The sequence below is a fragment of the Chitinophaga filiformis genome (genome assembly GCF_023100805.1).
Classification (GTDB): Bacteria; Bacteroidota; Bacteroidia; order Chitinophagales; family Chitinophagaceae; genus Chitinophaga; species Chitinophaga filiformis_B.
Genome location: NZ_CP095855.1, coordinates 3851829 through 3875912, shown reverse-complemented (window position 1 = coordinate 3875912; position 24084 = coordinate 3851829). Strand labels below are relative to the sequence as shown.

Here is a 24084-nt window from a genome sequence, read left to right as displayed (position 1 = left end):
CCTTATTTTTTCACCTTATCTTATTTAACATTCTTATGGAAAATTACCTCGGAGAGATCCGCTTATTCCCTTATACACAGATCCCCAGGGGATGGGTACTCTGCAGTGGACAAACATTGCCGATCGCGCAGAACCAGGCTTTGTTCTCCCTCCTCGGCGTCAATTACGGCGGCAATGGCACCACTACCTTCATGCTTCCCAACCTCAACGGCCGTACGATCGTTGGTACAGGCACCAGCAAAAGCGGCAGCACTTACCAGATCGGCCAGGCAGCAGGTACTGAAACGGTTACACTGACCACCGGCAATCTGCCGGCACATACCCACCTCGTGAGCGCTAATGTCTCTTACGATACCGGTAGTCCCAACACCAATTACTTCGCTAACCCGAACACACCTACCAGCCCTACGCAACCAGGACAGAATACAGGCACGGTCAACCTGTATGCGCCAGCCGGAGGCCCCCTGGTGAACATGGCCCCCTGCATCACCAACACAGGCGGCGGCCAGCCGCACACCAACAGGATGCCTTACCTGGCAATGAACTTCTGCATTGCAACACAGGGCATATACCCATCAAGATCATAAACACTATTTGTACACCTCTAACTGATTTTTTATATGGATAATTACTTAGGCGAGATCAGGGTATTTGCCGGCAACTTCGCGCCTGTAGGTTGGGCACTGTGCAACGGCGCCCTGTTGGCTATCAGCCAGTATGAAGCACTCTTTACGTTGCTGGGCACGCAGTATGGCGGCGATGGACAAACCACTTTCGGCCTGCCCGACCTGCGGCAGCGAATTGCCATAAGTACCGGGCAGATCTCCCCTTCCGGAGGCTCACAAACTTACCTGCTGGGGCAGGCCGCCGGTACGCCCAATGTGACCCTGCTGCAAACCAATATACCAGCACACACCCACAATCTTGTTGCCACCAATACGACCGCCACTACCGGCGATCCGACCAATAACCTGCTGGCAGTTTCCAATGGCAATAACAACACAGGGCCTACGGCGTACCCTGACGTGAACTTATATACTACGTTGCCGCTGCCTTCCGGAGGCACTGCCACGCCCAATGCCTTACTGGACCCGGGAACAATAAATCCCAGCGGAGGCACACAACCGCACGACAACTCGATGCCCTATGTGGTCATCAATTATATCATCGCTACAGAAGGTATTTATCCTTCTTCATTTTGAGTAAACAAACATGCGTATAGGTATTATTTCCAATTGCGATCAGTTTATTCCAATGGCATACACACTTGCAAACCAGGGTTTGCAGGTGTGTATCTTTTATGCCCCTTCCGAAGATGTGATCGCTCATCAGAAAGTAACAGGCTTTATACAGGCCACCGGCCTGCCCTTCAGACAGGAACTGAGCCAGGCAGACGACGTATATCAATGGCTGGAAGACGTAAAACCGGAAACGGTCTTTGTGTATGGCTACCGGCACCTGCTGGATGTAAGCCGCTTCAATGGCATACCGGCCTATAATATTCATCCCGGGCCGCTCCCCTCCTTCCGCGGTCCCTCGCCGGCTTTCTGGCAATTGAAAACAGGACAGCCTACACTGGGATTTACCATTCATGAGCTCTCGTCCCGCTTCGATGCAGGGAAAGTGGTATGGACAAGAAGCATCGCAAATCTGCCCCAATACCACTATGGCATGGTAAACCAGCTCTGTAGCCAGTTATGTGTGGAAGGGGTGGCTATCATCTTAAATGCAGTACGAAAACTGGCGCCATTTCCGGAAATAGCACCAACAGATGCTGCGGAGGCTTATCATAAACGGCCGCAGCTGAAAGATGTGCTCATAGACTGGGATAAAATGGATGCGGTAGAAATATGCAACCTTATCAGGGCCTGCAATCCCTGGAACAAAGGCGCCCTGACCGTCTTTCAGGGACAGGAAGTAAAGCTGATGGATGGCATGGTGACCGAATTGCAGACAGCCCATCCACCAGGTACCATGATGGTCCGGGGAGATGGGTTGTACATTGCCTGTGCCGGCGGCAAAAGTATCAAATCTAATATGCTATATATGCATGACGGCTACCTGCCCTCCTATCATACAAGCATATACGGACTGAACCATGGCGCCAGACTGGGTGCCTGAATCAGGGAGCGCTGATCTCAGAGCCGAAGTCTGTACCTGCAGCGCCGCCGCCTAAAGTAACTTCATTTACAGCAAGAATAGTCATACCCGGAGTTTCCCACTGGGGCTTGGATTGCATTTGCTCGTTTTTCATAATTGCATGTTTGAGTTTGGAAATGTATGATTAAAGTTCGCGCGTTGATTATTTTGAAGCTTTTGGAGCCGTTGGATATCTGAGTAAATCTAAGTCAGGAAGTTATTTCCGAAGCATAGTCTGTGCCTGCTGCCCCGTCTCCTAAGGTAACTTCACTCATTGCAAGAATTATCATATCTGGAGTTTCCCATTGGGGTTGGGATTGCATTTCTTCGTTCTTCATAATTGGATATTGATCCTGGATATTTGAGTTAGTGTAAGTTACGAAAAATTATTTTCAAAAACATATCCCTTTTTTTGCAACGCTGTCACCACTATGCTGCTGATCACTCCCTGTGTCATTCTGATCATTGCCAGTTCATCTTTACTAACGCAGGCCGCTAAACTTTCCCTGGAGAGATAATATCTGAAGCCGGCATCCTCCTGGCCTGACGCCAGCACCGCTGTGATCTTTTCCCGGTTGTTCTCAATACGGTTGAAAAAATCAGGCGAATACATACCCTTATCCGTTCTCCATTGTACCTCCGGTGGCAATACGCCCTGCATGGCATGCCGCAGCAGGCTCCGCTTATAACCTCCATGTATAAACAGTTCCGGGGGCACGTCCATCATCAGTTCCAGCACCTGCTTATTCAACAGGGGAACAGCAGAGCGCATACCATATGCTTCATTACGGTTAGCCAGCATGGCGGGAAACAGTCCTGTACGCCCGCTGCTGATATTCTTAATCATAGATGTGGTAATATGCCGTATAGCCCCAAAGACCAGCGAATCACGATACCTGTTGTAAAAATCGTCCTGCAGGCCAAGACCGATATGATCTGACTTAGACTTGTTTTTCTTTTTGTACCATGCCGTATGCCGCACGTATTCCCTTTTCAGGATGGGCCAGAGCGGTTTTCCTTCTGTTTTGGAAAAAGTCTTCAACAATCGCCAGGCGCTGGCAAAAGCGCCTTTGCTGATCAGGTTATAGATGACAGGATTGCCCTTCCACGATACCCAGTGATCGCCCCCGTAACCGGTAAAGAGCACCCCGATCCCTTTGTTGCGCGCAGCTTCCAGAATGGCATGATCCATATAATAAAAGACATTGGGAAACACTTCATCCTTCTCAAATGCAAGCAGGGTATCCTGAAAAGGACCGGTGTCTGCCGCATGTATATACGTCTGTATGATGTTAGGACAGGCCCGCCCGATGATATCAATATATCTGCGTTCATCTTCCCCCTGCGCACCTTCCTGCAATACAGATGAGAAGGCATAGAGAGGCTTATTCATTTCAGCCAGCAGCGGCGCCAGTATACAGGCAACGGAAGAGGAGTCCAGTCCTCCGCTCAGCGTAATACCTACCGGCCTGTCTGTGCGTATCCTGTTCCTGACGGCGGCTCTCAGCAATTCCCTTAAACAGTCCGCCCATTCGCCGGGTTGCTTAAAACGATATTTGCCGGGAACGGGGTTCCAGTATTTGCTGAGCTGTATAGTACCATTATCGAGCGTGAGGATATTGCCTGCACATAACGCATGTACGTCTTTGGTAAAAGTTCCGGCAGGATCTGACTGGCGGAAATAGTATTCGATGAGGCTGGCCTCATTAAAAACATGCGGTCCGGGCTTTACCGCCAGAACGCCTTTCTGCTCTGAACTGAAGACCAGCATCTCCGGCGAATCGTAGTAGTAAAGGGCCCTGCACCCCAGCTGATCGGTTGCAATCAACAGCTGCTGCTGTTGTCTGTGCCAGACGCAAAATACAAACTCTCCTTCCAGGTGTTGCACACAATCGTTTCCCCACTTACGGTAAGCAGATAATAACAAGCCTTCGTCGGAGATCTCCTTTGCGGCGCCGGTCTGATCCAGCAGGTAAGGTCTGTTATCAAGCAGTACATCCGCGGCCATCACCACATCTTCTGTAACAAATGGCAGCGTGCAGGCATCGGGTGCAGAGAACATCCGCAGTGTACACTGGCCGATCAATACGTTATTTTCCCGCCAGCTGTGCTGGCCGTCTATCGCCCTGTGCTGCATGGCCTGGCCGATCAATACTGCTGCAGCATCGCTCAGGGGACTCCCCTTCTTATTTATTATACCGAATATAGCGCTCATCAGATCAGCTTTTGAAACGTGCGATGATAGTAAATTGATCAGCCTCTTTTCCGCCGGTGATGATCACACCTTCACTTTCCAGCCAGGCGTGTGCCTGCAGGTCATCGCCTACCTTATTGATGCCGAAGAAAACAATGCCCGGCATCCTCCTGTAACTAAGCATGATCTTGCCTGCCAGTGCCTGTTCAAAGCATTTTGCACGCCATGGCGAGCAGGCCGCGGCCCTTCTGATGGCGGCCTTTATCCGCTTGGGACGGCGTGTTGTTCTTATATGGGAGGTGCTGGCGGCGGTCACACTTTTACCCAGCAGGGGCGCTATTTTTCTGAAGGGCATAAAAACGAGCATGCAACGGGCAATGGCAATACAGATCCATGCCTCAGCAAAGAGCAGCAGCGATGAAATTTTCTTTCTCATTACAATATTGACGTTACTACATCCAACAATGAATCGGGTTCACACAATAAAGGGCGTGTTACCTGGTGTACGGAGGCGCATTTTACCATTTTACTGACCACGTCGAAACAAAGCGCACGCATGGCGGGCTGACGGAACAATGAAGCTTTGTAGATATGTTGTATCACGCCGGCAAAGGCCTCGCTGCCCTGCAGCTGCTTATGATGGATCTTGTCGGTCTCCCTGGCCTCCAGCAGTATGATTCTCTCCACCGGATACTGCCTGGTATCGAACGCACCGTGAAAGAAAAATCCATATTTTTCATAACCCGGCACAACGGGGAAGGAACGGTCGTCCAGCGATAAGGTCTGCAAAGAATGTTCCCATAATTTGATCATAGGGTAAGAAGCCACCCCGCTGATGCGATCGTCGTCGGGCGCCTCTTTCAGCACGGTAATATCATCGCTGAAGATCTGGTACTGCCGCTTTTTCAGTCCGGCGAGCGTAGTGGATTTACCGGCGCCCGATTGCCCTGCAATGAGCGTCAGTTTATTGTTCACAACAACAGCCGAGGTGTGCAGGGGCACCTGCCTTCTTTGCTGCAGGATGCCTGCCATGGCAGCGCCGAGCAGGAACAGACGGATCACCCTGTCTTCCACATTACCGGGGAAGGGGCGAATGAGGATCCGGTTGCCATCGGCAGCATAGTAGGTGGCAATATCCTGCACGGAGAAGACCAGCTCACTACTGTTCACCTGGTAGGAAAGACGACCGATATCGAAGGCGGTATCTGCTTCAATGGAGGGTATTTCACCAATGCTGATGCTGACATCAGGCTGTTTAAAATCGAACGGCAACAATTCAGGGAATTCTATTCCAGAAGTAATATGCAGACCGAAGCCCCAATATTTATACATGTACAGCGAACTATTTCAGGTTGAATAATGTTACAATAACTATACACTCAAGTAATCACTAATGTTTAAACATATGTCAGAAAGTGTACAGATTTCCCTATGCAGAGAAACAGTCGTTCACAGGAATGAACGGAATTTCCTGGTCAGTCACATCGGGGAGGAAGTAGTATTGATGGATATTCACAACGGCCAGTATATCGGCCTTAATGCGATAGGTAGCGCTATCTGGGAGAAGCTGGAGCAGCCGGTACCTGTTCATGAAGTTATACATGCCCTGACAGAACAATATGCTGTCAGCATGCAATTGTGCGAACACGAAACCCTTCTTTTTCTTGAAAAAATGTTGCAGCATCAAATGCTTATTGTTCACTGATTTATGCGCCAACCCGAGGTTACTATTCTATTATTATGTTGCAGGGTGTACCTGCAAACCAGCTCTATCTCTACGCTTTGCACCTATATATCCGGCCGGCCCGTCAACTGGCAAAAGGTATACGGATTATGTGCACGGCACCGGATAAGGCCGGTGGCTTTCCATGTATTGAACAAGCTGAAAGATATTGTACCACCGGAAGCTTTGCAACTCTTCAAAGCGTATTGCCGGGAATTCTCCGTATTTGCGTTTGACAGGAAAATGGTGACGGAACATATCGTGTCCCGTTTAAGACAACAGGGCGCAACGGCGCGGTTCTATAAAGGGATGGACTTTTCCCAGCTGGTGTACAATGACATTGCCATGCGGGAATTTACTGACATGGATATTATCATCCGGGAAGACCAGGTCTCAACTGTCGTGTCTGTCATGCAGTCGGAGGGGTATGAGATGCACCAGGAAAAATATTTCAGTATTTATCCTGACCATTTCAAAGACCACATCAAAGAAGTGGTGTTCGGTAAACCCTGTGCAAGGGGTAAATGGTTAAGCTTTGAGTTCCATTATCGCCCACCCGAAACACTGACGTCCGTACAATACAGGTTTGACCAGCTGCTGGGTAGCGACTACCTGTCGGGCAGGCCGTTCACGTACGAAGATTACTACCGGCTGATGCTGGTCAACAATGGGGCCAGTGATTTCTATCCGCATCTCCGCTCCTTGCTGGATATGGCTTTACTGTACGATCACGGGCCCTACAAGATCCCTCCCGAGCTGCAGGGCTTTGAAGACCTCTGGATGCAACTGGCGTCCGGCTTACTGGGCGTGCCGGCCATTGCAAGCGGCCCTGTACCCGGCAAGACCTGTGAGCTGCTGATGAAGCGTTTACTGGAAGACCCTCCGCCTGCCGAAAACAAGTTCCTGCAACTGGCCTTCATCAGGTTAAGCTTCATGACCAGCCTGAAAGCTAAATATGCTGTTTTCGTCCAATATATCCGCTTCCTTCTCCGGCCCAACGGGGAAGACATCATGCGACTCAGGCTGCCATTTTTCTTTCTTTATTACTTTACCAAACCTTTCCGCCTGACCCTGGGCTTATTCAGGCGATCAAGATAACCACAGGACGGCGGGAAACAATTCCAGCATTCCAGGAACAATTTCTCCCCCATCAGGCTGAAAAACCGGATCAAAAAGGTGAAACAAGAGAAATGCTAGTGTAAATTCTTCTGCCCTGAGACATTTCAGGCTTTATGTCCGGTTGAGATCCGGTACCAACGGCTTACCAATGGCTTTAACTTACGTTCATCTTACGTCCTGAACGTAAGTTTAACGTAAGTTGAGGCCATTGGTACTATACTGGTACCGATGTGTTAACAAACCGATATTTGTAAAGCAAATCATGAATTACTTAGCATAACCTGTAAAGTCAATCCTGAAACTCCCCGCAAAACTGTAAAGTTTTTCAGGACTAAGATAAGAGGACTGACCAACGGACACCTGACCAAAGGAACCTGACAAATTGTATTAATTCAGGATTGGCTTTACATATTTGGTAAGAAGCGTAAGCTAAATTAAATTACTAATTATGAAAAAGAAAGCCATGGGCCGCCCAGCGGTGTATGAAGCGAGTTTTAAGGTCAGTATAGCCAGGGAATTCCTGTCAGGAGCACTAAGTCTGACAGACTTGGCGAGAAAGTATAACCTGCCTAATAAGGGCACAGTTAACAGCATGGTGGTCTGGTATAGGCGAAATTATGGGACTGAAACGCCTAAATCAACTACTATAGATCCTGTTAAGAAAGAGCAGGAGGGAGATAAACTCAGGTCAAAAGCCGATTCAATTAAAGATAAAGCCAAAGATAGACAACTGGAAGATGCCTTACTAAAAGTTGAAGCATTAGAACTATTGCTGGCCAATGCCAAGAAGGAGTTGGGCATAGACTTGCTAAAAAAGTATGGCACCAAGCAGCCAAACAAATGAAGAACAACCATCCTGAAGTTGGATTGGGCCGAATTTGTAAGCTGTTTGGTAAAACCAGGCAAGCCTTTTATGATATAAGCTGGTACACGGCAGATCAGCAATTGGAGGAAGCAGTTGTAGTAGACCTAATCAAACAACATCGCAGTTTATGGGAAGGCGGAGCTGTAAAGCTGCACAAGATATTGAAGCCTCAGTTACAAGCCCATCATATCTCAATGGGCCGCCCGGGCTTCCTGAAATTATTGTCAGCGCATGGTTTACTATTACCCAAGCGTAAAAGAAAGTATGCCATTACTACGGACTCAGATCATCCCTTTAAAAAATGGCCAGATATGACTGGAGAACTTGAGGTTAACCGTCCAGGACAGCTGTGGGTTAGTGATATTACTTACATCGATACTGAACGGGGTTTCAATTATTTATCATTGGTCACCGATGCATATTCCAGAAAGATAATAGGTTACCATTTAAGCCAAAAACTCCGTGCGCAAGGCACTATAATAGCGCTTAAAAAAGCGATAAAATCCCTTCCTGCAGGACCTGTCAATCTCATACATCATTCAGACCGCGGTGTTCAATATTGTTGTTCAGATTATGTTGAGATATTACAAAGCCATGGGATTAATATTTCTATGACCCAGTCTGGTAGCCCTTACGACAATGCTATCGCTGAAAGGGTTAATGGCATTTTAAAACGGGAATTCCACCTTAGGAAGACGTTTGCCAGTTACTCGCAGGCCGTAGATGCAGTGAATAAGGCCATAGATTACTACAATAGAGTCCGGCCTCATATGAGCTGTAATGATTTGACACCCAATCAGGGCGCATTTGACAAGCGGTGTATTAAAGCGAAAATGGAAGGCTAAAAAGAAGGTAAAAACAACAGAAATAGCAGTGTAAAGCTTAATTTGCGCATCTGTAAAGCAAATAATGAATTTACAATAACACCTGTAAAGTCAATCCTGAAGCTCCCCACAAAAACTGTAAAGTTTTTCTGTACTAAGACAAATACCGCTTTGACACCGCTTTGATACCGCTTTAATACCGCTAATCCTACCTTAATCTTACGTTCCTGAACGTAACTTTAACGTAAGATTAGCGGTATTAAAGCGGTATCAGGACGGGAAAAAAGCGCAAAAAAGCGGCAAAAAATCCCGCAAAGCGGAAACTCAAACGAATATAAATTACCTGCACGAACTACCCCGGCTGAGACACTTCCATTATGCCCAAGAAATCGTATTTTAAGGCTCATACAGACCATTTCCTTCCAAAAGAACACCAATCTCCAAACAAGCAGCTATCTACTGAAAATACCGTCTCAAACTGCCAAATCAACGCAATAACACCACAATACAATAACACCAATACCACAATACCATAATACCATAATACCATTGCATCATAATACCATTACATGTTTATCATTCTGAAAGCAGCCAAATATATTATCGTAGGGAGAGCGAAAGTAGCACCCGGTTTCAGATGGGAAGCACTGGCCTTAATTCTTTGAAGCATGCCCGCACGATTGACAGGGGTTTCATTCCTATCCGAACGCTGATACGATTCCCAAAGCCTGATAGCAGGCAGCTTCAAAGAATTACAGCCAGTGATCCCATACTGAAACCGGAGCTACTTTGCGTGAATAGTAAAACCCCGGTATTGATCCGGTGAAGGTTCGCTCGAGATAGCCTCATCCTCCCTTAATCTTCCCTTCGTGAACGGAAGATTAAGGGAGGATGAGGCTATCTCGAGCGAACCTCCACTATACCTCAAACAAATTCAAAAATAAAATGCGTATTTCCCGCATATCCTTTCTCCTGTTTTCGTCTTAATTTTGTAAACTAAGCATTAAGAACTTCCTGCGCCAGCCGGCGCGTTCAGATAAACAGGTATTTCGTTATTGAGACAGGCGCTTACCGCCCCTGTACCGAAGCTGAAGTACGCAGGCAACCGGAATTGATAAACGATGTTACAGATCCATACGCATCTCTTTGTTGGCAATACGCTGGACTGCGAACTACGCACACCCGACCTGGCGGTGATCCATGCCTGCAAAGAGCCCTGTCACCGGAAAGCGGTCGGCTATAAAGGGAATTTACCATCCAGCCATCCCTGTTACCTGGTACACGAGGATGAACATCACCTCTACCTGAATATGGTTGATATGGAAAATGAACTGGCCCCGCATTTTACGGATCCCATTATGCAGGAAGCGATGGCTTTTATCGAAAGGCATATAACTGACAGACCGGTGCTCGTTCATTGCAACCAGGGGTGGTCCCGCTCACCTTCTATAGCTTTGTTATACATGGCCCGTAAAGGCTTCATCGGAAATAAGTCGTACAGTATAGCCCAAACCGATTTTAAAGCCATCTATGCGCCCTATGCCCCGGGGAAAGGCATTGTAACTTACCTGGACAGGAACTGGAAAAAACTGTTGACTTTCTGACTGCAAATTTTCTTCAAAATGTCAGAATTTGTTATCTTCGCCTTCAGATAGCTATCTCCGATCCCCAATTAACCATAACATTCCTTTTAGAATTTGCTATAATAATCATCGTTAGATTGGAATACACCTTGTTATCGCTCAATAACCAAAATGTTGTTATGTACTAAAAGCTGCCTCTTATTGTTCAAGTGATGCTCAATTGATCATCCTTTTCCATATCCATGTGTGAACTTTCATGCACGGTTATCTCTTATACTTAACATTGGAAGGATCTGCAACGGGTATTACAGTACCTGCGCATAGCCCGCATAGCAATACAATGGCGAGCCGGAAACGCCGGACGAACGGAACTCAATAAGCTACAACGCCATGCACCTAAACATATCCTGCGAAGGACTACACCCCCTTTAAAGAATGCAATAAGTGCCTGTGCTGAACAGCACAGATGATGTTTAAGGCCTGACTTACCTCAGCCGGTCTCCCCGGGCTGAAAGCAATTGCTTTATCCTTAAATCTAAAATAAACAACATGAAAAGAACATCACTCTTTCTTCTCGCATCATGCGCACTGGCATGCCTGGCAACCGCCGCACATGCACAGGAAACCGCAACAGCAACCGCAACGGCTACTATTGTGACGCCTATCAGCATTACCAAAGATGTTGACATGAACTTCGGAAATGTAGCGGTACAATCGTCTACCGCAGGTACGGTAGTATTGACACCCGCCGGCACCCGTTCTGCCACAGGTGGCGTAACATTGCCATCTACCGCGGGAACGGTGACCGCTGCTTCATTCACAGTAAGCGGTACCTCTGGTTATACGTATACCATTACACTGCCCAGCACCGCGCTGACCATCACCAGCGGATCCAATACCATGACCGTTACCAATTTCACCAGCGATCCTTCCGGTGCCAATGGTACGCTGACCGGCGGATCTGAAGTATTGAACGTTGGCGCCACGCTGAACGTAAGCGCCGCACAGCCGGCAGGAACTTACGTATCAGGCACGCCATTCAGTGTAACGGTCAACTACAACTAAGGTACGCTCACTTCCAAAAAGGCCCTCCCGGTATTCATTACATAGCCGGGTGGGGACTTATTGGCCTTTAATTATGCACGCTGTTTATGCGCCATATCCATTATCTGATATTCATTACTATTTTCTCGCCCCTCCTGTTATCCGCACAAGGCAATCTGCTGATCACCCCTATGCGGGTTGTTTTCGAGGGACCAAAGAAAGTACAGGAACTTAATCTTGCTAATACCGGTCGCGATACCGCCCGCTATCTGATCTCTCTTATTGAGATCCGCATGAACAGCAATGGCTCATTCGAAAGGATCAGCGAACCGGATTCGGGGCAATTGTTCGCTAGCAAATTTCTCCGCATTTTCCCCAGAAGCGTCACGCTTGCTCCGGGCGAGGCGCAACTCGTGAAAGTGCAGCTCTCAAGAACAGCGCAATTGCAGGAAGGAGAATACCGCTCGCATATTTATTTCAGGGCGGTAGCCGACATCAGGGCGCAGGGAGACCCGCCCAAAAGCAGGGATTCCACGACAATATCGGTCGTGCTGACCCCCGTTTTCGGCATCAGCATCCCTGTTATCATCAGGACGGGCGTACCGGCGGTGAATGTAAGCCTGACCGACATTTCACTGGAAACGAAGGAAAATGTTCCCCCTCATCTGAGCATGGTCTTACGCCGTAGCGGCAATCATTCAGCATATGGGGACATCAACATTGACCATGTTTCCGAGAAGGGCAAAGTTACCACTGTAGGTACTGTAAAAGGGCTCGCTGTCTATACCCCGAACCTGTTCAGGCAGTTCAACATGGAACTCGAAAAGAAACCAGGCATTAATTATCACCATGGCAAACTAAGGATCACATATACAGCACAGTCAAAAGGGACTGTCAGCGATCCGCTGGCGCAGGCTGAGTTAGAACTACATTGATCAGTCGCGGGTGCTTATCCGGCATGAAAGATATGCCGTCAGATAATATTCAAACGCATGAATACTGGTAAACAATTTATACGTGTTTGTTGTACGCTCCTTATCTTATTGGCAGGCATGCCTGTGTCCCTCTGGGCGCAGACGAGCTGGAAAGGTACTACCAGCACTGCATGGAACGATGCGACCAACTGGACTGCAGGCGTGCCTACGGCTACCATTGATGCGGTGATCGGCGATGCTTCTTTCACTGGCTCCTTTCAGCCCACTGTGAGCGCTACCGCCAGCTGTAATGCCCTGACGCTTGTAACGAGCGCCAAAAACCCCGTATTGACACTTTCCAAAGGTTTGACGGTAGCGGGTATATTAACGATCGGCTCCGGTTGTACCATTTCTCAAAAAGGCGTTTCCCTGACAGTAAAAGGCAATTGGGTCAATAACGGCACCTATACAACTACGCAGAACAACGCAAAGGTTGCTATGGGAGGTACTACCCAGACTATCGGAGGCAGCGCCACTACTACTTTCAGGCGGCTCACCATTGCTGCCGGCGCCACCGTCACCCTCACCGTTAATGCAGCTGTTTCCACCGCCTTCACTGTTAGCGGAACTTTTATACCTTCAGAAAGCACCACCCCAATACTGTCCGGCGCCGCCAATACCAGCGTCGACGCCACCGGTATACTACGTGTAAACGCGGGCACTTTTGCGGGCAATTATACCTTGTCAGGTACCTATTCGTTCGTTGCTGGCAGTACGGTTGACTACAGCGCTACCCTTGCCAATCAGACGATCCGTAACGATCTTACCTATTCTACGCTCAGGATCAGCGGAGCCCTGGTCAAAACGCTGGGCGGAAACCTGAACCCGCTGAACTCCACCACCAGTACTGCAGGCAGGATCGATGTCACCGCCGCTATACTGGACCTGTCTACCTTTACCGCCAACCGTGGTACAACGGTAGCAGGAGGCACCATTACAGTGGCCAATGGCGCCACCCTCAGGATCGGGGGTGGGAACAGCTTTCCCATCAACTATGGCACCCATTCGCTTTCGCTGACAAGCACAGTGGAATATAATGGTCTGGCCCAAACAATATCTGCAGAGACATATGGCAACCTCACCCTGTCCGGCTCCAGCGGGGCGGTAGTGAAGACCATGCCGGCCACCGACTTTACAGTGGCGGGTACGCTCAGCAGCACAGTGGGCGCAGCTACCAGCGTAAGTTATACAGCGGCTTCCAATATGCTGATCAGCGGCGGTGTAAATATCGGCGCCTCCACTACGTTCAATGGCGGCAGTTTTACCCATGAAGTAGATGGTAACTGGGTGAACAACGGCACATTCACCGGCTCTACCAGCACGATCAACTTCGGAGGTCCCGGTTCTGCTATCAGCGGTACCGGTACGCACAACTTCAATAATATCGGATTCCTGGTTACGAATGTTACAGCGGCTGCTACCAGCGCTATTACCGTGTCGGGCAACCTGTCTACCTCCGGACCGGGTACCTTCACCCATCTTACCGGTGGTACCCTTACAATGACCGGAACATCCAAAACGATCACCGGTACCAACATCATCTTCGACAATCTCACCGTTTCCGGCGGTATCAGCGTCAGCACCGGTATCGTTGTAACAGGCAATCTTTCCGTCAGCGGTACCTTCAACGGCCTGGGAGGTACCGTTACCATGCAGGGAAGCTCCAAGACCATCTCCGGCGCCGGAACCATCAGCTTCGGAACTCTGATCATCTCCGGCACGGTAAGTACCGCAGTGTCTTTCTCCGCCATCAATACATCCCTCGACGTTAGTGGATCGCTCACCGCCACCGCCGGCACCGTTACCTTTACCGGTACCAGTACATTGAACGGAACGGCTAACCTTTTCAACGTCACCCTGAATGGAACATCCCTGCAGTTGTCTGCCAACTCCGTACTGGGTATAGCCGGCACCTTTACCGTGGTCAGTGGTACATTGAACGTGACATCCACACCTCCTAATACCGTCAACTTCAATGGCACGGGTGCGCAGACCATCAATGCCCTGACCTATGACAGGTTATTATTATCGGGCGGCGGCACGAAGACGGCGGCAGGCGCTATTACTACGAATTATTTCACACTGTCCGGTGGTACTACTTTTGCGGCAGGGTCCTTCACGCACCAGGTGCAGCAGGACTTTGTCAACAACGGCACTTTCACCGCTGGCAGTAGTACAGTGTCTTTCACAGGCGCCAATGCATCCACTATAACAGGTGCTACTACTTTCAATATCCTTACGCTGAACAAGACCGCCACCTCCACGCATGTGGACATTAACAATAATATACAGGCAGGCACTATCAATATGACCAGTGGCACTATGAATACCGGCAGCAACACATTGACAATGACGGTAGACAGGACGGGCAATGGCATTATACTGGGTAATGTACGCCGATCACATGCCTTCGGCGTAGGCGTCAGTTATGCATTTGAAAGTCCCAATACTTCAATCGCTTTTTCGGTGGCAGTGCCACTTACCACCTCCATCACTGTTTCCACTGTTGTGGCTCCTGTCAGCGATTTCCCACGGGGCGGCGCCATCAACAGGGTGTATACCATCAGCGGGGTATCAACCCTTGGGCTTATCACGGTACGCTTGCATTATGAAGATGCAGAACTGAACGGTAACAACGAGTCTACCATGGGATTGTGGTTCAATAGCGGCAGCAGCTGGGGCGCTGTTGGAAAAACAACCAACAGCACCACGTCCAATTATGTAGAACTGGGTGGGCAACTTACTGCCGACGGTCGATGGAGCATGTCAGACAATGCAAATGTTGTACGCTGGAACGGATCTGCGAGCAGCAACTGGTCTACCGCAGCCAACTGGACATCTGTTACAGGCACGCCTTCCCTCCCTCCCGGCGTCAATGACATCGTGGAGATCGGTACGGCGGCATTTACCAACCAACCCGTGATCAGCAGCAGTGTCAACGTGAAGGCCATTCAATTCGGCAGCACGCAGGCAGCCACCCTCACACTTACAACAGGCGGCAGTCTTACCACACAGGGTAACATCAGCGGCACCTGGTCTGCCAATGCAACACATACCATCAGCACCGGCAGCCAGGCACTGACAGTAAACGGTGATCTCGTACTGAGCGATGGTACCAGCGGTCACGTCATCAATCTGAATGCAGGCGCCGGCACTATTACCATAGCTGGTTCGCTAACGGAATCAGGAGGCGCTAACCTTACTTTCAGCGGGGCGGGCACACTCAATATAGGCAGCAATTATGCGTATACCAGTGGCACCTTTACAGCCAATAGCAGTACTGTCGTTTACAATGGTACCGGTACACAGGCCGTAGCAGGAGTGGCCTATAATCATCTGCAGGTAAATAAGTCAGCCGGAGTAGCATTTATAGCCAACGCAGCAACTGTAACGGGTAATCTCAGCGTTATAACAGGTACGCTTTCAGTAAGTGCTGCGGTAAGTGTAAGCGGCGACCTTAGCATAGCCTCCGGTACCATCTTAAACAGTGACGCCTCCACGATAACTGTAGGTGGCAACTGGAGCAATAGCGGTACATTCAACGCCTCCGGCGGAACTGTTGCACTCAATGGCTCCGGCGCACAAAGCATTTCAGCCACCACCTTCAATAACCTGACCATCAACAAAACAGCAGGTACCGCCACACTTAGCGGCAACTGCCCCATCAATAGCAATCTTACCATCAGCAGCGGAACGGTCGATCTCTCCACCTTCAGCGCCAGCCGTTCATCAGCGGGTGGTACCTTCACACTATCAGGTAGTGCTGTTTTGCTGGTTGGCGGAGCGAATAATTTTCCTTCCGGATTTACGACCTATACTGTCAGCAGTACCGGTACCGTCAACTATAACGGCACCGTTGCACAGGCTGTGGCAGGTATCACATACGGCCATCTTACCTGCAGCAACGGCAGCACCAAGACACTCGCCGCCACCTGTACGGTAAACGGAGACCTGACCATCGGCAGCGGCGCTACATTGAATGGCTCCACGTTCACGATCAACCTGTATGGCAACTGGAACAACAGCGGCACCTTCACTCCTGCCAGCAGCACCGTAACATTGAACGGCGCCAGTAAAACCATTAGTGGTACCACCACATTTAACAGGCTCACTATTTACGGCAGCTATGCTGTAAGCGGCAGCGATATCACTTACAATGGCCTGCTTACCATTGCCACCGGCGGCTCTTACGATGGTGGCAGCGGTAATGCCACCGTGAACGGAGATCTTACCAACAATGGTTCCCTGATCAGCAATGGGGTAACTACTTTTACAGGTACCGCCGTACAAACGATACGCTTTGTCAATGCGGTGGTATCTAATTCAAGCGGTGTTATTAATTTTAACGGCACAGTTTCCCCCATTCTGAATTCAACCAGCACCCCTACTTATGCGACACTGAACGTCAACAATACCGCAGGCGTTACCGCCAGTGTGGGCTGGAGGGTCTTCATTGCATTCAATATCGGCAGCGGCGCCACGTTCAATGGCGGCGTCTCCACTCATAATATATTCGGATCTTTTACAAACAATGGTACGGTAACCAGCAGCGGCGCCATGAACTTTACGCCTACAAGCGCGCAGACCATCAAACTGGTTGGCACCGGCTTTACAAGCACAGGTACGGTCACATTCGGCGGCAGCGGCGCTATCACGGTAACTGGTACCCCTACCGCACTGAATGATGTCATTATCAGTAATACTGCGGGTGTAACGCCCAGCTCTAACTGGAGTACCAACGGCGACTTTTTCATAGCCAATAATGCTATATTCAATGCGGGCAGCTTTACCTACGCAATTGGAGACGATTTTGAAAGCAATGGTACGCTGAACGGAGGTACATCCACCTTTACCATGTCGTCGGCAGACGGTACACTGGCAGCTACGCCAAGCACCACTTTCTATGACCTGACCCTCACGGGTACAATAGCCGCATTGTCCGATTATCATGTCAGCCATAATTTCACCAATAACGGCACCTATGACGGTACCATTGGCACATTGATCATGACCGGCAGCCAGCCATCAACAATCACAAGTTCTGCTGCATCATTTGCACTTTCCCAGGTAACCAACCAGAAAGACGCAGGTGTTACTACTTCTCTTGCCAAGGCAATCACCGGGGTGGATGATATTACTATCACCACAGGTATATTCGATGCAGCCGGTTTCACAATCACCTCCAATACGGGCAGCAGCCTGACCATTGAAGACAATGCAAAGCTCATTCTCAAAAGCACACAGACATTACCTGCATTCACCACTTACGCACTCGATACTTTAAGTACGGTTGAATATGCCGGCAGCACACAGGCTATTTCTTCCGCTACGCCATATGGTAACCTCATCATATCTGCCACGGGTACTAAAACAGCTTCCGCGGTAGTGAAGATTCTGAACGACTTTACGCTGACCAACGGCACATATGTACAGGGTAGTTTCACAGATACTGTCGGCGGTAACTGGACCATGTCCAGCGGTACCTATACGAACACCGGCGCTACGGTTTACTTCAATGGCACCGGTACACAAACCATCTCTTCCACCGGCGCCTTCAATAACCTGACGGTGAACAAGACAGCGGGAATTGTTACCCTGGGCAGTAACATCACGGTGAGCGGCGTACTGAATTTCGTGCTGAATAAGATACGCACCGGCGCTACATTCGCCGTTATCCTGCCATCAACAGGTTCACTTACCGGGGCGTCCCAGAGTACAGGATGGGTATCGGGCAGGTTGCAAAAAGCAGTGGCTACCGGCACTAATATCAGCAGGACCTATGAAGTAGGCGATGATCAGTACTATACGCCCGCTACCGTTACCATGGCGAGTGTCACAACCGGCGGCAATCTGCTGACGGGCGTAACCGCGGGAGATCATCCGAACATCAGCACTTCAGCAATAAGCTCCGCGAAAAGTGTGAACCGTTACTGGTCATTTACAAACACCGGAACCGTATTTACTACTTCATCTGTAACGCTCAACTGGAATGCCGCCGATGTGGATGCGGGATCGAACACCGCCAATTTCAAGGTAGGCAGTTATGATGGCAGTACCTGGACAACACCCACTATCGCCAATCCGCTGGCCACCTCCATCCAGGCCACCGGCCTCACAAATATGAGCGTTGCTTTAGCAGTAGGAGAACTCGTGTCTAACAACACCTGGACAGGTACGGTAAGCACCAACTGGTTCACAAATGGCAACTGGTCTACCAATTCGATACCTACCAACACCATGAATGTGATCATACCGACAGGCCTGACCAATTACCCTACCGTCGGATCGGGCACGGCCACCGCTTCCAATATCACCATACAAACGGGCGCTTCTGTTACTGTCAATAGCGGCACATTACAGATCTATGGCGCCATCAGCAACAGCGGTACCTTCACCGCCACCAGCGGCACGATAGAACTGGCCGGCGGCGCAGCGCAGACCATCCCCGCCGGTACATTCGCCACGAATACAATATTGAACCTGACCACCAATAATGCCAGCGGTGTTACACTGGGCGGTACATTAAAAGTGTCTGGCGTACTGAAAGCAACCACAGGAACGTTTGCGACAGGCAACAACCTGACACTGCTTTCCACTGCAACACGCACTGCATTGATCGATGGCAGCGGCAGCGGCACAGTGACGGGCAACGTGACCATACAGCGTTACCGGCCTACAAGTTTTGGCTATGTCTATTTCAGTTCTCCTTTCCAGTCGGCAACCGTCAATGAGCTCGCCAATGAAATCAATCTGAGCGCCAGCTTCCCCGCTTTCTACCGCTATGTAGAGAACCGTACATCTTCCGGATGGGTATCGTATACCACCAGCTCCGGAGCGCTCACTCCACTTGTGGGGTATGCAGGGAACCTGGGTACTTCAACTTCCCCTGTGACGATAGATATGACGGGAGTTGTCAGCAACGGTACCATTGTCTCCCCTACCCTCAGCAACAACAATCAGCCATATACACTTGGCTACAACCTGGTGGGCAATCCCTATCCATCTCCGGTAGACTGGGATGCCAGCGGCGGATGGACACGTACTAATGTGGACAATGCGGTTTATTACTTCAACGCGGGTACGACTAATCAATATACAGGTACTTACAGTTCTTATATCAATGGTGTTTCGAGCGATGGTGTTGCCACCAACATCATACCCGCCATGCAGGGTTTCTTTGTACACGTCACAAACGGCAGCTTCCCGGTATCGGGTTCCATCACCGTGAATAATACAGCGAGGGTGAATAACCTGGCGCCCAATTTCCACCGGGAAAGGCCGCTCACAGAACCTTTGTTAAGGCTGGGCGCCGGCTTTACCGACGAAGGATTCCCTTCAGATATGGCAGTCATCTACTTTGGCAGCACTACCTCCCGGGATTTTGAGATTGAAACGGATGCGCTGAAGCTCATGAACACAGATCCGACTGTTCCCTGCCTGTATGTGCTGGCCGGCAATCAGCGGCTTTCCATCGCCGCCTGGCCGGACAATATAGACAGTACTGAAATGATCCCCCTTGGACTGACCACTGAGCGCGAGGGATATATCAGCTTCACGATGCCGCTCATGGAACGCATACCGGCCGGATGGCATTTTTATCTCTATGATAAGGAAGCCAATATTACCCATGACCTGCATAAAACCACACCTTACCACCTGTTGCTGCGGAAAGGCACTTATGAGAACAGGTTCTTCCTGGTATTCAGGACAGACGATGACGTGGTGAGCGGTAATACAGCTTTCTATCATGCATTTTATACCGGCAATAACCTGTATGGAGAATTCGACAAGGTGCCTGGCGAACAATGCACGATCGCTGTCAGCAATATGGCCGGACAGGTTGTTTTCCGGAAAGACTTCAAAGGGAGGGGACGCTATCTGTTAGGCTCGAACTATAGTAGTGGCGTGTATCTCGTCACATTCCAATCGGATAAGGAGCGGGTATCGAAAAAAGTGTTTATCAGTAATCAATGATCATTACATGCGATCGTGTATCTCAAAATATTATTTTCTTTTTACAGGCCTGCCGGTACTGCTGCTCCATATTACAACAGCAGTGAAAGCGCAGGAACCTCCGCCCCGGCCTATATCCGTGTATGTGAATCCTGCACAGGGGCTTATATTCGGTGCTTTCTTCCAGGGAGCAACGGGTGGAACGGTCACCGTTTTCCCCGACGGTTCGCGCTCTGTTACAGGCAGTATTGTACAGGCAAACCTTGGCTTCCCTTTCTCACCGGCTATTTTCGAAGTAGATGCAAATCCCGGTACACTTATCCAGATATTGAACGGACCGGACGCAACACTCACCGGCAGTAACGGCGGCACCTTGTCATTGCACATCGGTTCATCCAGCACCGGCAGTCCTTTCGTTGCTACCGCCACCTCTCCTGCCCGGACGCTGGTGCGCATCGGCGGCACACTTACCGTAGGGACGCCATTGGCGAACCCGCCGGGAAGCTACAGTGGTTTATTTTCAGTCACATTTATCCAGGAATAACAATTGATGACAGGCAGTCTCAGACATATCGCTCCATTTCTCCGGCATTGCTGTAAAGCTTTGTGTGTGTTGCTATTGGCCTGCTGCATCAGTCCTGTTTTTGCCAAAGACGGCGACAAGGATGGCGACAATGACGAAGAGCCGAAATTTGACGAGACCTCTATCCTCGTGATACTACAGGGCCTGGGCGGTACGGAGATACCCGCCGTGGTGAAAGATGAAGTGGCCTACCTGTCCATTACAGATGTATTTAACTTCCTCAAGATCCGGAACACCCTGTCTGAAAGCATGGATACCCTCAGCGGCTTCTATATCAGCCAGGACGCTGTTTTCCTGATCGACAAAAAGAACAGCAGGATACGTTTCCGCGACAAGGTATTCAACCTGGGGCCGGAAGACCTGGTGAAAATGGAAACAGGCCTGTACCTGCGCACAGATTATTTCAAGAAGGTATTTGACCTGAGCTGCCAGTTCAATTTCCGCAGCCTGTCAGTCAATGTAATATCGAAAGCGGAACTGCCTGCCCTCAGGGAAATGCGGCAGCAGGCCATTTACCGTAACCTTAACAAACTGAAGGGAAACATTACAGCAGATACTACCATCGGAAGAAATAAGCAACTGTTTAAAATGGGCATGGCCAACTGGTCGGTGGTATCGACCCAACGCCTGCAGAACGTCAACGACACCTGGCTTAACCTGACGATGGGCGGCACATTTGCCGGAGGAGAAGCCACGGTCGCATTGAACTATAATAATTTTGCAAAGCGGCAGTTGTCAGCCACACATCCGGATAGCAATATCGTCCGCCCATTTGACCAGAGGCAGCAATATTACCGATTACGTTTCGTGAACAACGACAGGCCATGGTTACGGCAGATCATTGCAGGAAAAATATTCACGCCTACTATTGCTTCGCTGTTCGCTCCTATCGTAGGCGTCCAGGTAACGAATACGCCTACTATACATCGCCGTGCTTATGGCTCTTATACGCTGAGCAATTTTACAGATCCCGGATGGACGGTGGAACTTTATATCAATAATGCACTGGTAGATTATACGGTTGCAGACGCCGCCGGCTTTTATACCTTCCAGGTGCCGCTGATGTACGGCAATTCCCAGATCAGGCTGCGGTTCTATGGTCCCTGGGGCGAGGAGCGGTTCCAGGAAGAAAGCATCAGTATCCCTTTTAACTTCCTGCCCGCACGTGAGTTTGAATATACCGCCAGTGCGGGAGTAGCCGAAGATACGATACACAGCAAACTGGGGAAGGTCCAGCTCAACTATGGCGTATCGGGCATGCTGACGGTGGGCGCCGGTCTGGAATATCTTTCTTCCATCCGCGGGGCCAATACATTGCCGTTTGTTACGGCATCCATGCGCCTTGTATCGAATTTATTATTCTCCGGAGAGTATACATATGGTGTGAGGGCAAGAGGCATCCTGAGTTACCGTACGCGCAACAATTTTCAGGCAGAGGTTAATTATACCAGGTACAGCAAAGATCAGAAAGCCATCATTTATAACTGGCTGGAAGAGCGCAAAGCGACTATCTCGAAACCATTCTACAGGAAGAATTTTTCGCTGTTCACAAGGCTTACGGTTGACCAGATCATATTACCCGGTTCTTACTATACCAACACAGAATGGCTGCTTTCCGGCGCCCTCTACAAGGTAGGCACCAGCCTGTCCACTTATGCCATTTTCATACAGGACGAAAACCCTTTTGTGTACAGTAACCTGGCACTGACCTTCCCGATGCCGGGCAGGATCATGCTTACGCCCCAGGCGCAATTTGAATATAACAGCAGCCGCTTTATAGCTGTACGTTGTGAGGCAGGCAAGTACCTGTTTAAAAATGGTTATCTGAATGTGTCCTATGAGAAGAATTACCGGACAGGCATTACCAATTATGGTATCGGCCTGCGTTATGATTTTTCATTTTCACAGATCGGATTTTCTGTATGGAAGAATAACAATCTCACCACCCTGGTGGAATCTGCCCGCGGCAGTGTGATCTATGACGGCAAGGCAGGATATGCCGGTGCAAACAGCCATAGCAGTGTTGGCTCGGGCGGCGTTGTATTTGTACCCTTCCTCGACATCAACAACAATGAACGTTATGATAAAGGAGAACCCCGTGTAGACGGGCTGCAACTGAAACATAGCGAAGGAAGGCTGATCCGTAACCTGCGGGACACGAGCATCGCTATCCTCGACATGGAACCGTATGCCGACTACCTGTTTGAACTGGAACCAACAGGTTTTGAAAGCATCTCCTGGCGGATCAGGAAACCCGCTATCCGGGTGATCATTGAACCTAACCAGCTGCGTAGAATTGACGTCCCTGTCACCGTACAGGGAGAAGTATCGGGTCTTGTATACCTGAAAGAAGATACCCTGCTGAAGGAACAGGCCGGTATCAAGATCTGTATTTACAGGCCGGACAGTACACTGGTAAAATGCCTTCTCACAGAAAGTGATGGATATTTTAACTATATGGGACTCCCTGCGGGCGATTACGTTATACAGCCCGACCCGGTCCAGCTGAAGAAACTGGGATTAAAAACATTGCAGCCGGCATATAACCTGCATATCAGTAACCGGAGGGAGGGAGATGTGATCGACGATATAGAATTTATACTCGAGAAGAAATAATTATTCATCCGCCAGCAGGATGGATACATCCGTCTGCCGCTTTGCAGGGTCCGGTTCTTCCAGGTATGTCGTACGCCAGGTACCAGAAGAAACAGGGACCGGTTTGGACAAGGTTGTTCTTTTCTATCCACTGAAGTACTTCCGGGATAAGCGGGGGAGCATAGTCGGAATATCGGGCATCTTCACTTCCGAACGGATGGCCACGTAATACTCTTCATTTTGAAATTGTATGATAGGTGCTGTCGTCATCTGAGCAGGATTTAAGGTCAGCGCCTCAGCAATTCATGTCAAAATCACACAGGTATGCCTGAATACGGGGGGTACAAACGGGACAATGAGGAGGGGTAAAACCGATGTTTTTTTTCGTTTATAGTTATTATTTAGATTTCACGGCGTATAACACGAAAAATATAGCGGGCGTAACAGCGATTTTGATAAAGATAACATACGGAAAGAGTTTGCCCTGA

Annotated in this window: 19 protein-coding genes; 13 read left to right on the top strand and 6 right to left on the bottom strand. The window is 49.5% G+C overall.

The features are described from left to right. The first annotated feature begins 35 nt into the window (after positions 1-35). From MYF79_RS15490 to MYF79_RS15480, 3 genes are read left to right on the top strand one after another with little or no spacing between them, the layout of a single operon-like run. Positions 36-587 (top strand): phage tail protein, encoded by a 552-nt coding sequence (locus tag MYF79_RS15490; protein WP_247814874.1) that lies wholly within the window; start codon positions 36-38, stop codon positions 585-587. Positions 588-620: 33 nt separating this feature from the next. Continuing rightward, the gene (locus tag MYF79_RS15485; RefSeq protein WP_247814873.1) at positions 621-1202 is read left to right on the top strand and encodes a phage tail protein; all 582 of its coding nucleotides are present in this window, start codon (positions 621-623) and stop codon (positions 1200-1202) included. 52 nt (positions 1203-1254) lie between these two features. Beyond that, positions 1255-2121, top strand: a complete 867-nt coding sequence (locus MYF79_RS15480) for a methionyl-tRNA formyltransferase (protein ID WP_247814872.1) — start codon at positions 1255-1257, stop codon at positions 2119-2121. A gap of 1 nt (position 2122) precedes the next feature. On the opposite strand, the gene MYF79_RS32425 is transcribed toward MYF79_RS15480, so the two are convergent. The 5 genes from MYF79_RS32425 to MYF79_RS15465 all read right to left on the bottom strand — a co-directional run bounded on the left by MYF79_RS32425 (position 2123) and on the right by MYF79_RS15465 (position 5665). Beyond that, positions 2123-2254, bottom strand: a complete 132-nt coding sequence (locus tag MYF79_RS32425) for a hypothetical protein (protein WP_262509988.1) — start codon at positions 2252-2254, stop codon at positions 2123-2125. Positions 2255-2348: 94 nt separating this feature from the next. Next, positions 2349-2477 carry a hypothetical protein gene (locus tag MYF79_RS32420; protein ID WP_262922396.1) on the bottom strand — a complete coding sequence of 43 codons (129 nt, stop codon included), beginning with the start codon at positions 2475-2477 and terminating at the stop codon, positions 2349-2351. Positions 2478-2515: 38 nt separating this feature from the next. After that, positions 2516-4354, bottom strand: a complete 1839-nt coding sequence (locus MYF79_RS15475) for an asparagine synthase-related protein (protein ID WP_247814871.1) — start codon at positions 4352-4354, stop codon at positions 2516-2518. Positions 4355-4358: 4 nt separating this feature from the next. Continuing rightward, positions 4359-4769, bottom strand: coding sequence for a lasso peptide biosynthesis B2 protein (locus MYF79_RS15470; RefSeq protein WP_247814870.1), 411 nt, complete (start codon positions 4767-4769; stop codon positions 4359-4361). Further along, positions 4769-5665, bottom strand: a complete 897-nt coding sequence (locus MYF79_RS15465) for a hypothetical protein (protein ID WP_247814869.1) — start codon at positions 5663-5665, stop codon at positions 4769-4771. Before MYF79_RS15465 ends, MYF79_RS15470 begins: the two co-directional genes overlap by 1 nt. Positions 5666-5726: 61 nt before the next feature. Here MYF79_RS15465 and MYF79_RS32470 point away from each other — a divergent pair, with 61 nt between their 5' ends. The 10 genes from MYF79_RS32470 (at position 5727) to MYF79_RS15415 (ending at position 23617) form a co-directional block, all read left to right on the top strand. Then, positions 5727-6038 (top strand): PqqD family peptide modification chaperone, encoded by a 312-nt coding sequence (locus tag MYF79_RS32470; RefSeq protein WP_317233115.1) that lies wholly within the window; start codon positions 5727-5729, stop codon positions 6036-6038. Between the two features lie 3 nt (positions 6039-6041). Next, the gene (locus tag MYF79_RS15455) at positions 6042-7154 is read left to right on the top strand and encodes a nucleotidyltransferase family protein (RefSeq protein WP_247814868.1); all 1113 of its coding nucleotides are present in this window, start codon (positions 6042-6044) and stop codon (positions 7152-7154) included. Between the two features lie 469 nt (positions 7155-7623). Next, the gene (locus MYF79_RS15450; protein ID WP_247814867.1) at positions 7624-8019 is read left to right on the top strand and encodes a transposase; all 396 of its coding nucleotides are present in this window, start codon (positions 7624-7626) and stop codon (positions 8017-8019) included. Continuing rightward, positions 8016-8885: an IS3 family transposase gene (locus MYF79_RS15445; protein ID WP_247814866.1), complete on the top strand. Its 870-nt coding sequence runs from the start codon at positions 8016-8018 to the stop codon at positions 8883-8885. The genes MYF79_RS15450 and MYF79_RS15445 overlap by 4 nt, the downstream gene beginning before the upstream one ends. Before the next feature lie 1100 nt (positions 8886-9985). Then, positions 9986-10468: a dual specificity protein phosphatase family protein gene (locus tag MYF79_RS15440; protein ID WP_247814865.1), complete on the top strand. Its 483-nt coding sequence runs from the start codon at positions 9986-9988 to the stop codon at positions 10466-10468. 528 nt (positions 10469-10996) lie between these two features. After that, the gene (locus MYF79_RS15435; protein WP_247814864.1) at positions 10997-11512 is read left to right on the top strand and encodes a DUF4402 domain-containing protein; all 516 of its coding nucleotides are present in this window, start codon (positions 10997-10999) and stop codon (positions 11510-11512) included. An 86-nt stretch (positions 11513-11598) separates the two neighbouring features. Beyond that, the gene (locus MYF79_RS15430) at positions 11599-12426 is read left to right on the top strand and encodes a molecular chaperone (RefSeq protein ID WP_247814863.1); all 828 of its coding nucleotides are present in this window, start codon (positions 11599-11601) and stop codon (positions 12424-12426) included. A 57-nt stretch (positions 12427-12483) separates the two neighbouring features. Then, positions 12484-20439 (top strand): T9SS type A sorting domain-containing protein, encoded by a 7956-nt coding sequence (locus tag MYF79_RS15425; protein WP_247814862.1) that lies wholly within the window; start codon positions 12484-12486, stop codon positions 20437-20439. Between the two features lie 7 nt (positions 20440-20446). After that, complete coding sequence (locus tag MYF79_RS15420) at positions 20447-20962, top strand: DUF4402 domain-containing protein (RefSeq protein ID WP_247814861.1); 516 nt, start codon at positions 20447-20449, stop codon at positions 20960-20962. A 6-nt stretch (positions 20963-20968) separates the two neighbouring features. Continuing rightward, positions 20969-23617, top strand: coding sequence for a hypothetical protein (locus MYF79_RS15415; protein WP_247814860.1), 2649 nt, complete (start codon positions 20969-20971; stop codon positions 23615-23617). A 123-nt stretch (positions 23618-23740) separates the two neighbouring features. Here MYF79_RS15415 and MYF79_RS32415 read toward each other — a convergent pair whose 3' ends face one another. Next, complete coding sequence (locus tag MYF79_RS32415) at positions 23741-23866, bottom strand: hypothetical protein (protein ID WP_262922395.1); 126 nt, start codon at positions 23864-23866, stop codon at positions 23741-23743. Positions 23867-24084: the final 218 nt, after the last annotated feature.

Bases quoted from the DNA above. Each gene is read 5' to 3' on its own strand.
- MYF79_RS15490 (WP_247814874.1), top strand. From the start codon at position 36: ATGGAAAATTACCTCGGAGAGATCCGCTTATTCCCTTATACACAGATC.
- MYF79_RS15485 (WP_247814873.1), top strand. From the start codon at position 621: ATGGATAATTACTTAGGCGAGATCAGGGTATTTGCCGGCAACTTCGCG.
- MYF79_RS15480 (WP_247814872.1), top strand. From the start codon at position 1,255: ATGGCATACACACTTGCAAACCAGGGTTTGCAGGTGTGTATCTTTTAT.
- MYF79_RS32425 (WP_262509988.1), bottom strand. From the start codon at position 2,254: ATGAAAAACGAGCAAATGCAATCCAAGCCCCAGTGGGAAACTCCGGGT.
- MYF79_RS32420 (WP_262922396.1), bottom strand. From the start codon at position 2,477: ATGAAGAACGAAGAAATGCAATCCCAACCCCAATGGGAAACTCCAGAT.
- MYF79_RS15475 (WP_247814871.1), bottom strand. From the start codon at position 4,354: ATGAGCGCTATATTCGGTATAATAAATAAGAAGGGGAGTCCCCTGAGC.
- MYF79_RS15470 (WP_247814870.1), bottom strand. From the start codon at position 4,769: ATGAGAAAGAAAATTTCATCGCTGCTGCTCTTTGCTGAGGCATGGATC.
- MYF79_RS15465 (WP_247814869.1), bottom strand. From the start codon at position 5,665: ATGTATAAATATTGGGGCTTCGGTCTGCATATTACTTCTGGAATAGAA.
- MYF79_RS32470 (WP_317233115.1), top strand. From the start codon at position 5,727: ATGTTTAAACATATGTCAGAAAGTGTACAGATTTCCCTATGCAGAGAA.
- MYF79_RS15455 (WP_247814868.1), top strand. From the start codon at position 6,042: ATGCGCCAACCCGAGGTTACTATTCTATTATTATGTTGCAGGGTGTAC.
- MYF79_RS15450 (WP_247814867.1), top strand. From the start codon at position 7,624: ATGAAAAAGAAAGCCATGGGCCGCCCAGCGGTGTATGAAGCGAGTTTT.
- MYF79_RS15445 (WP_247814866.1), top strand. From the start codon at position 8,016: ATGAAGAACAACCATCCTGAAGTTGGATTGGGCCGAATTTGTAAGCTG.
- MYF79_RS15440 (WP_247814865.1), top strand. From the start codon at position 9,986: ATGTTACAGATCCATACGCATCTCTTTGTTGGCAATACGCTGGACTGC.
- MYF79_RS15435 (WP_247814864.1), top strand. From the start codon at position 10,997: ATGAAAAGAACATCACTCTTTCTTCTCGCATCATGCGCACTGGCATGC.
- MYF79_RS15430 (WP_247814863.1), top strand. From the start codon at position 11,599: ATGCGCCATATCCATTATCTGATATTCATTACTATTTTCTCGCCCCTC.
- MYF79_RS15425 (WP_247814862.1), top strand. From the start codon at position 12,484: ATGAATACTGGTAAACAATTTATACGTGTTTGTTGTACGCTCCTTATC.
- MYF79_RS15420 (WP_247814861.1), top strand. From the start codon at position 20,447: ATGCGATCGTGTATCTCAAAATATTATTTTCTTTTTACAGGCCTGCCG.
- MYF79_RS15415 (WP_247814860.1), top strand. From the start codon at position 20,969: ATGACAGGCAGTCTCAGACATATCGCTCCATTTCTCCGGCATTGCTGT.
- MYF79_RS32415 (WP_262922395.1), bottom strand. From the start codon at position 23,866: ATGACGACAGCACCTATCATACAATTTCAAAATGAAGAGTATTACGTG.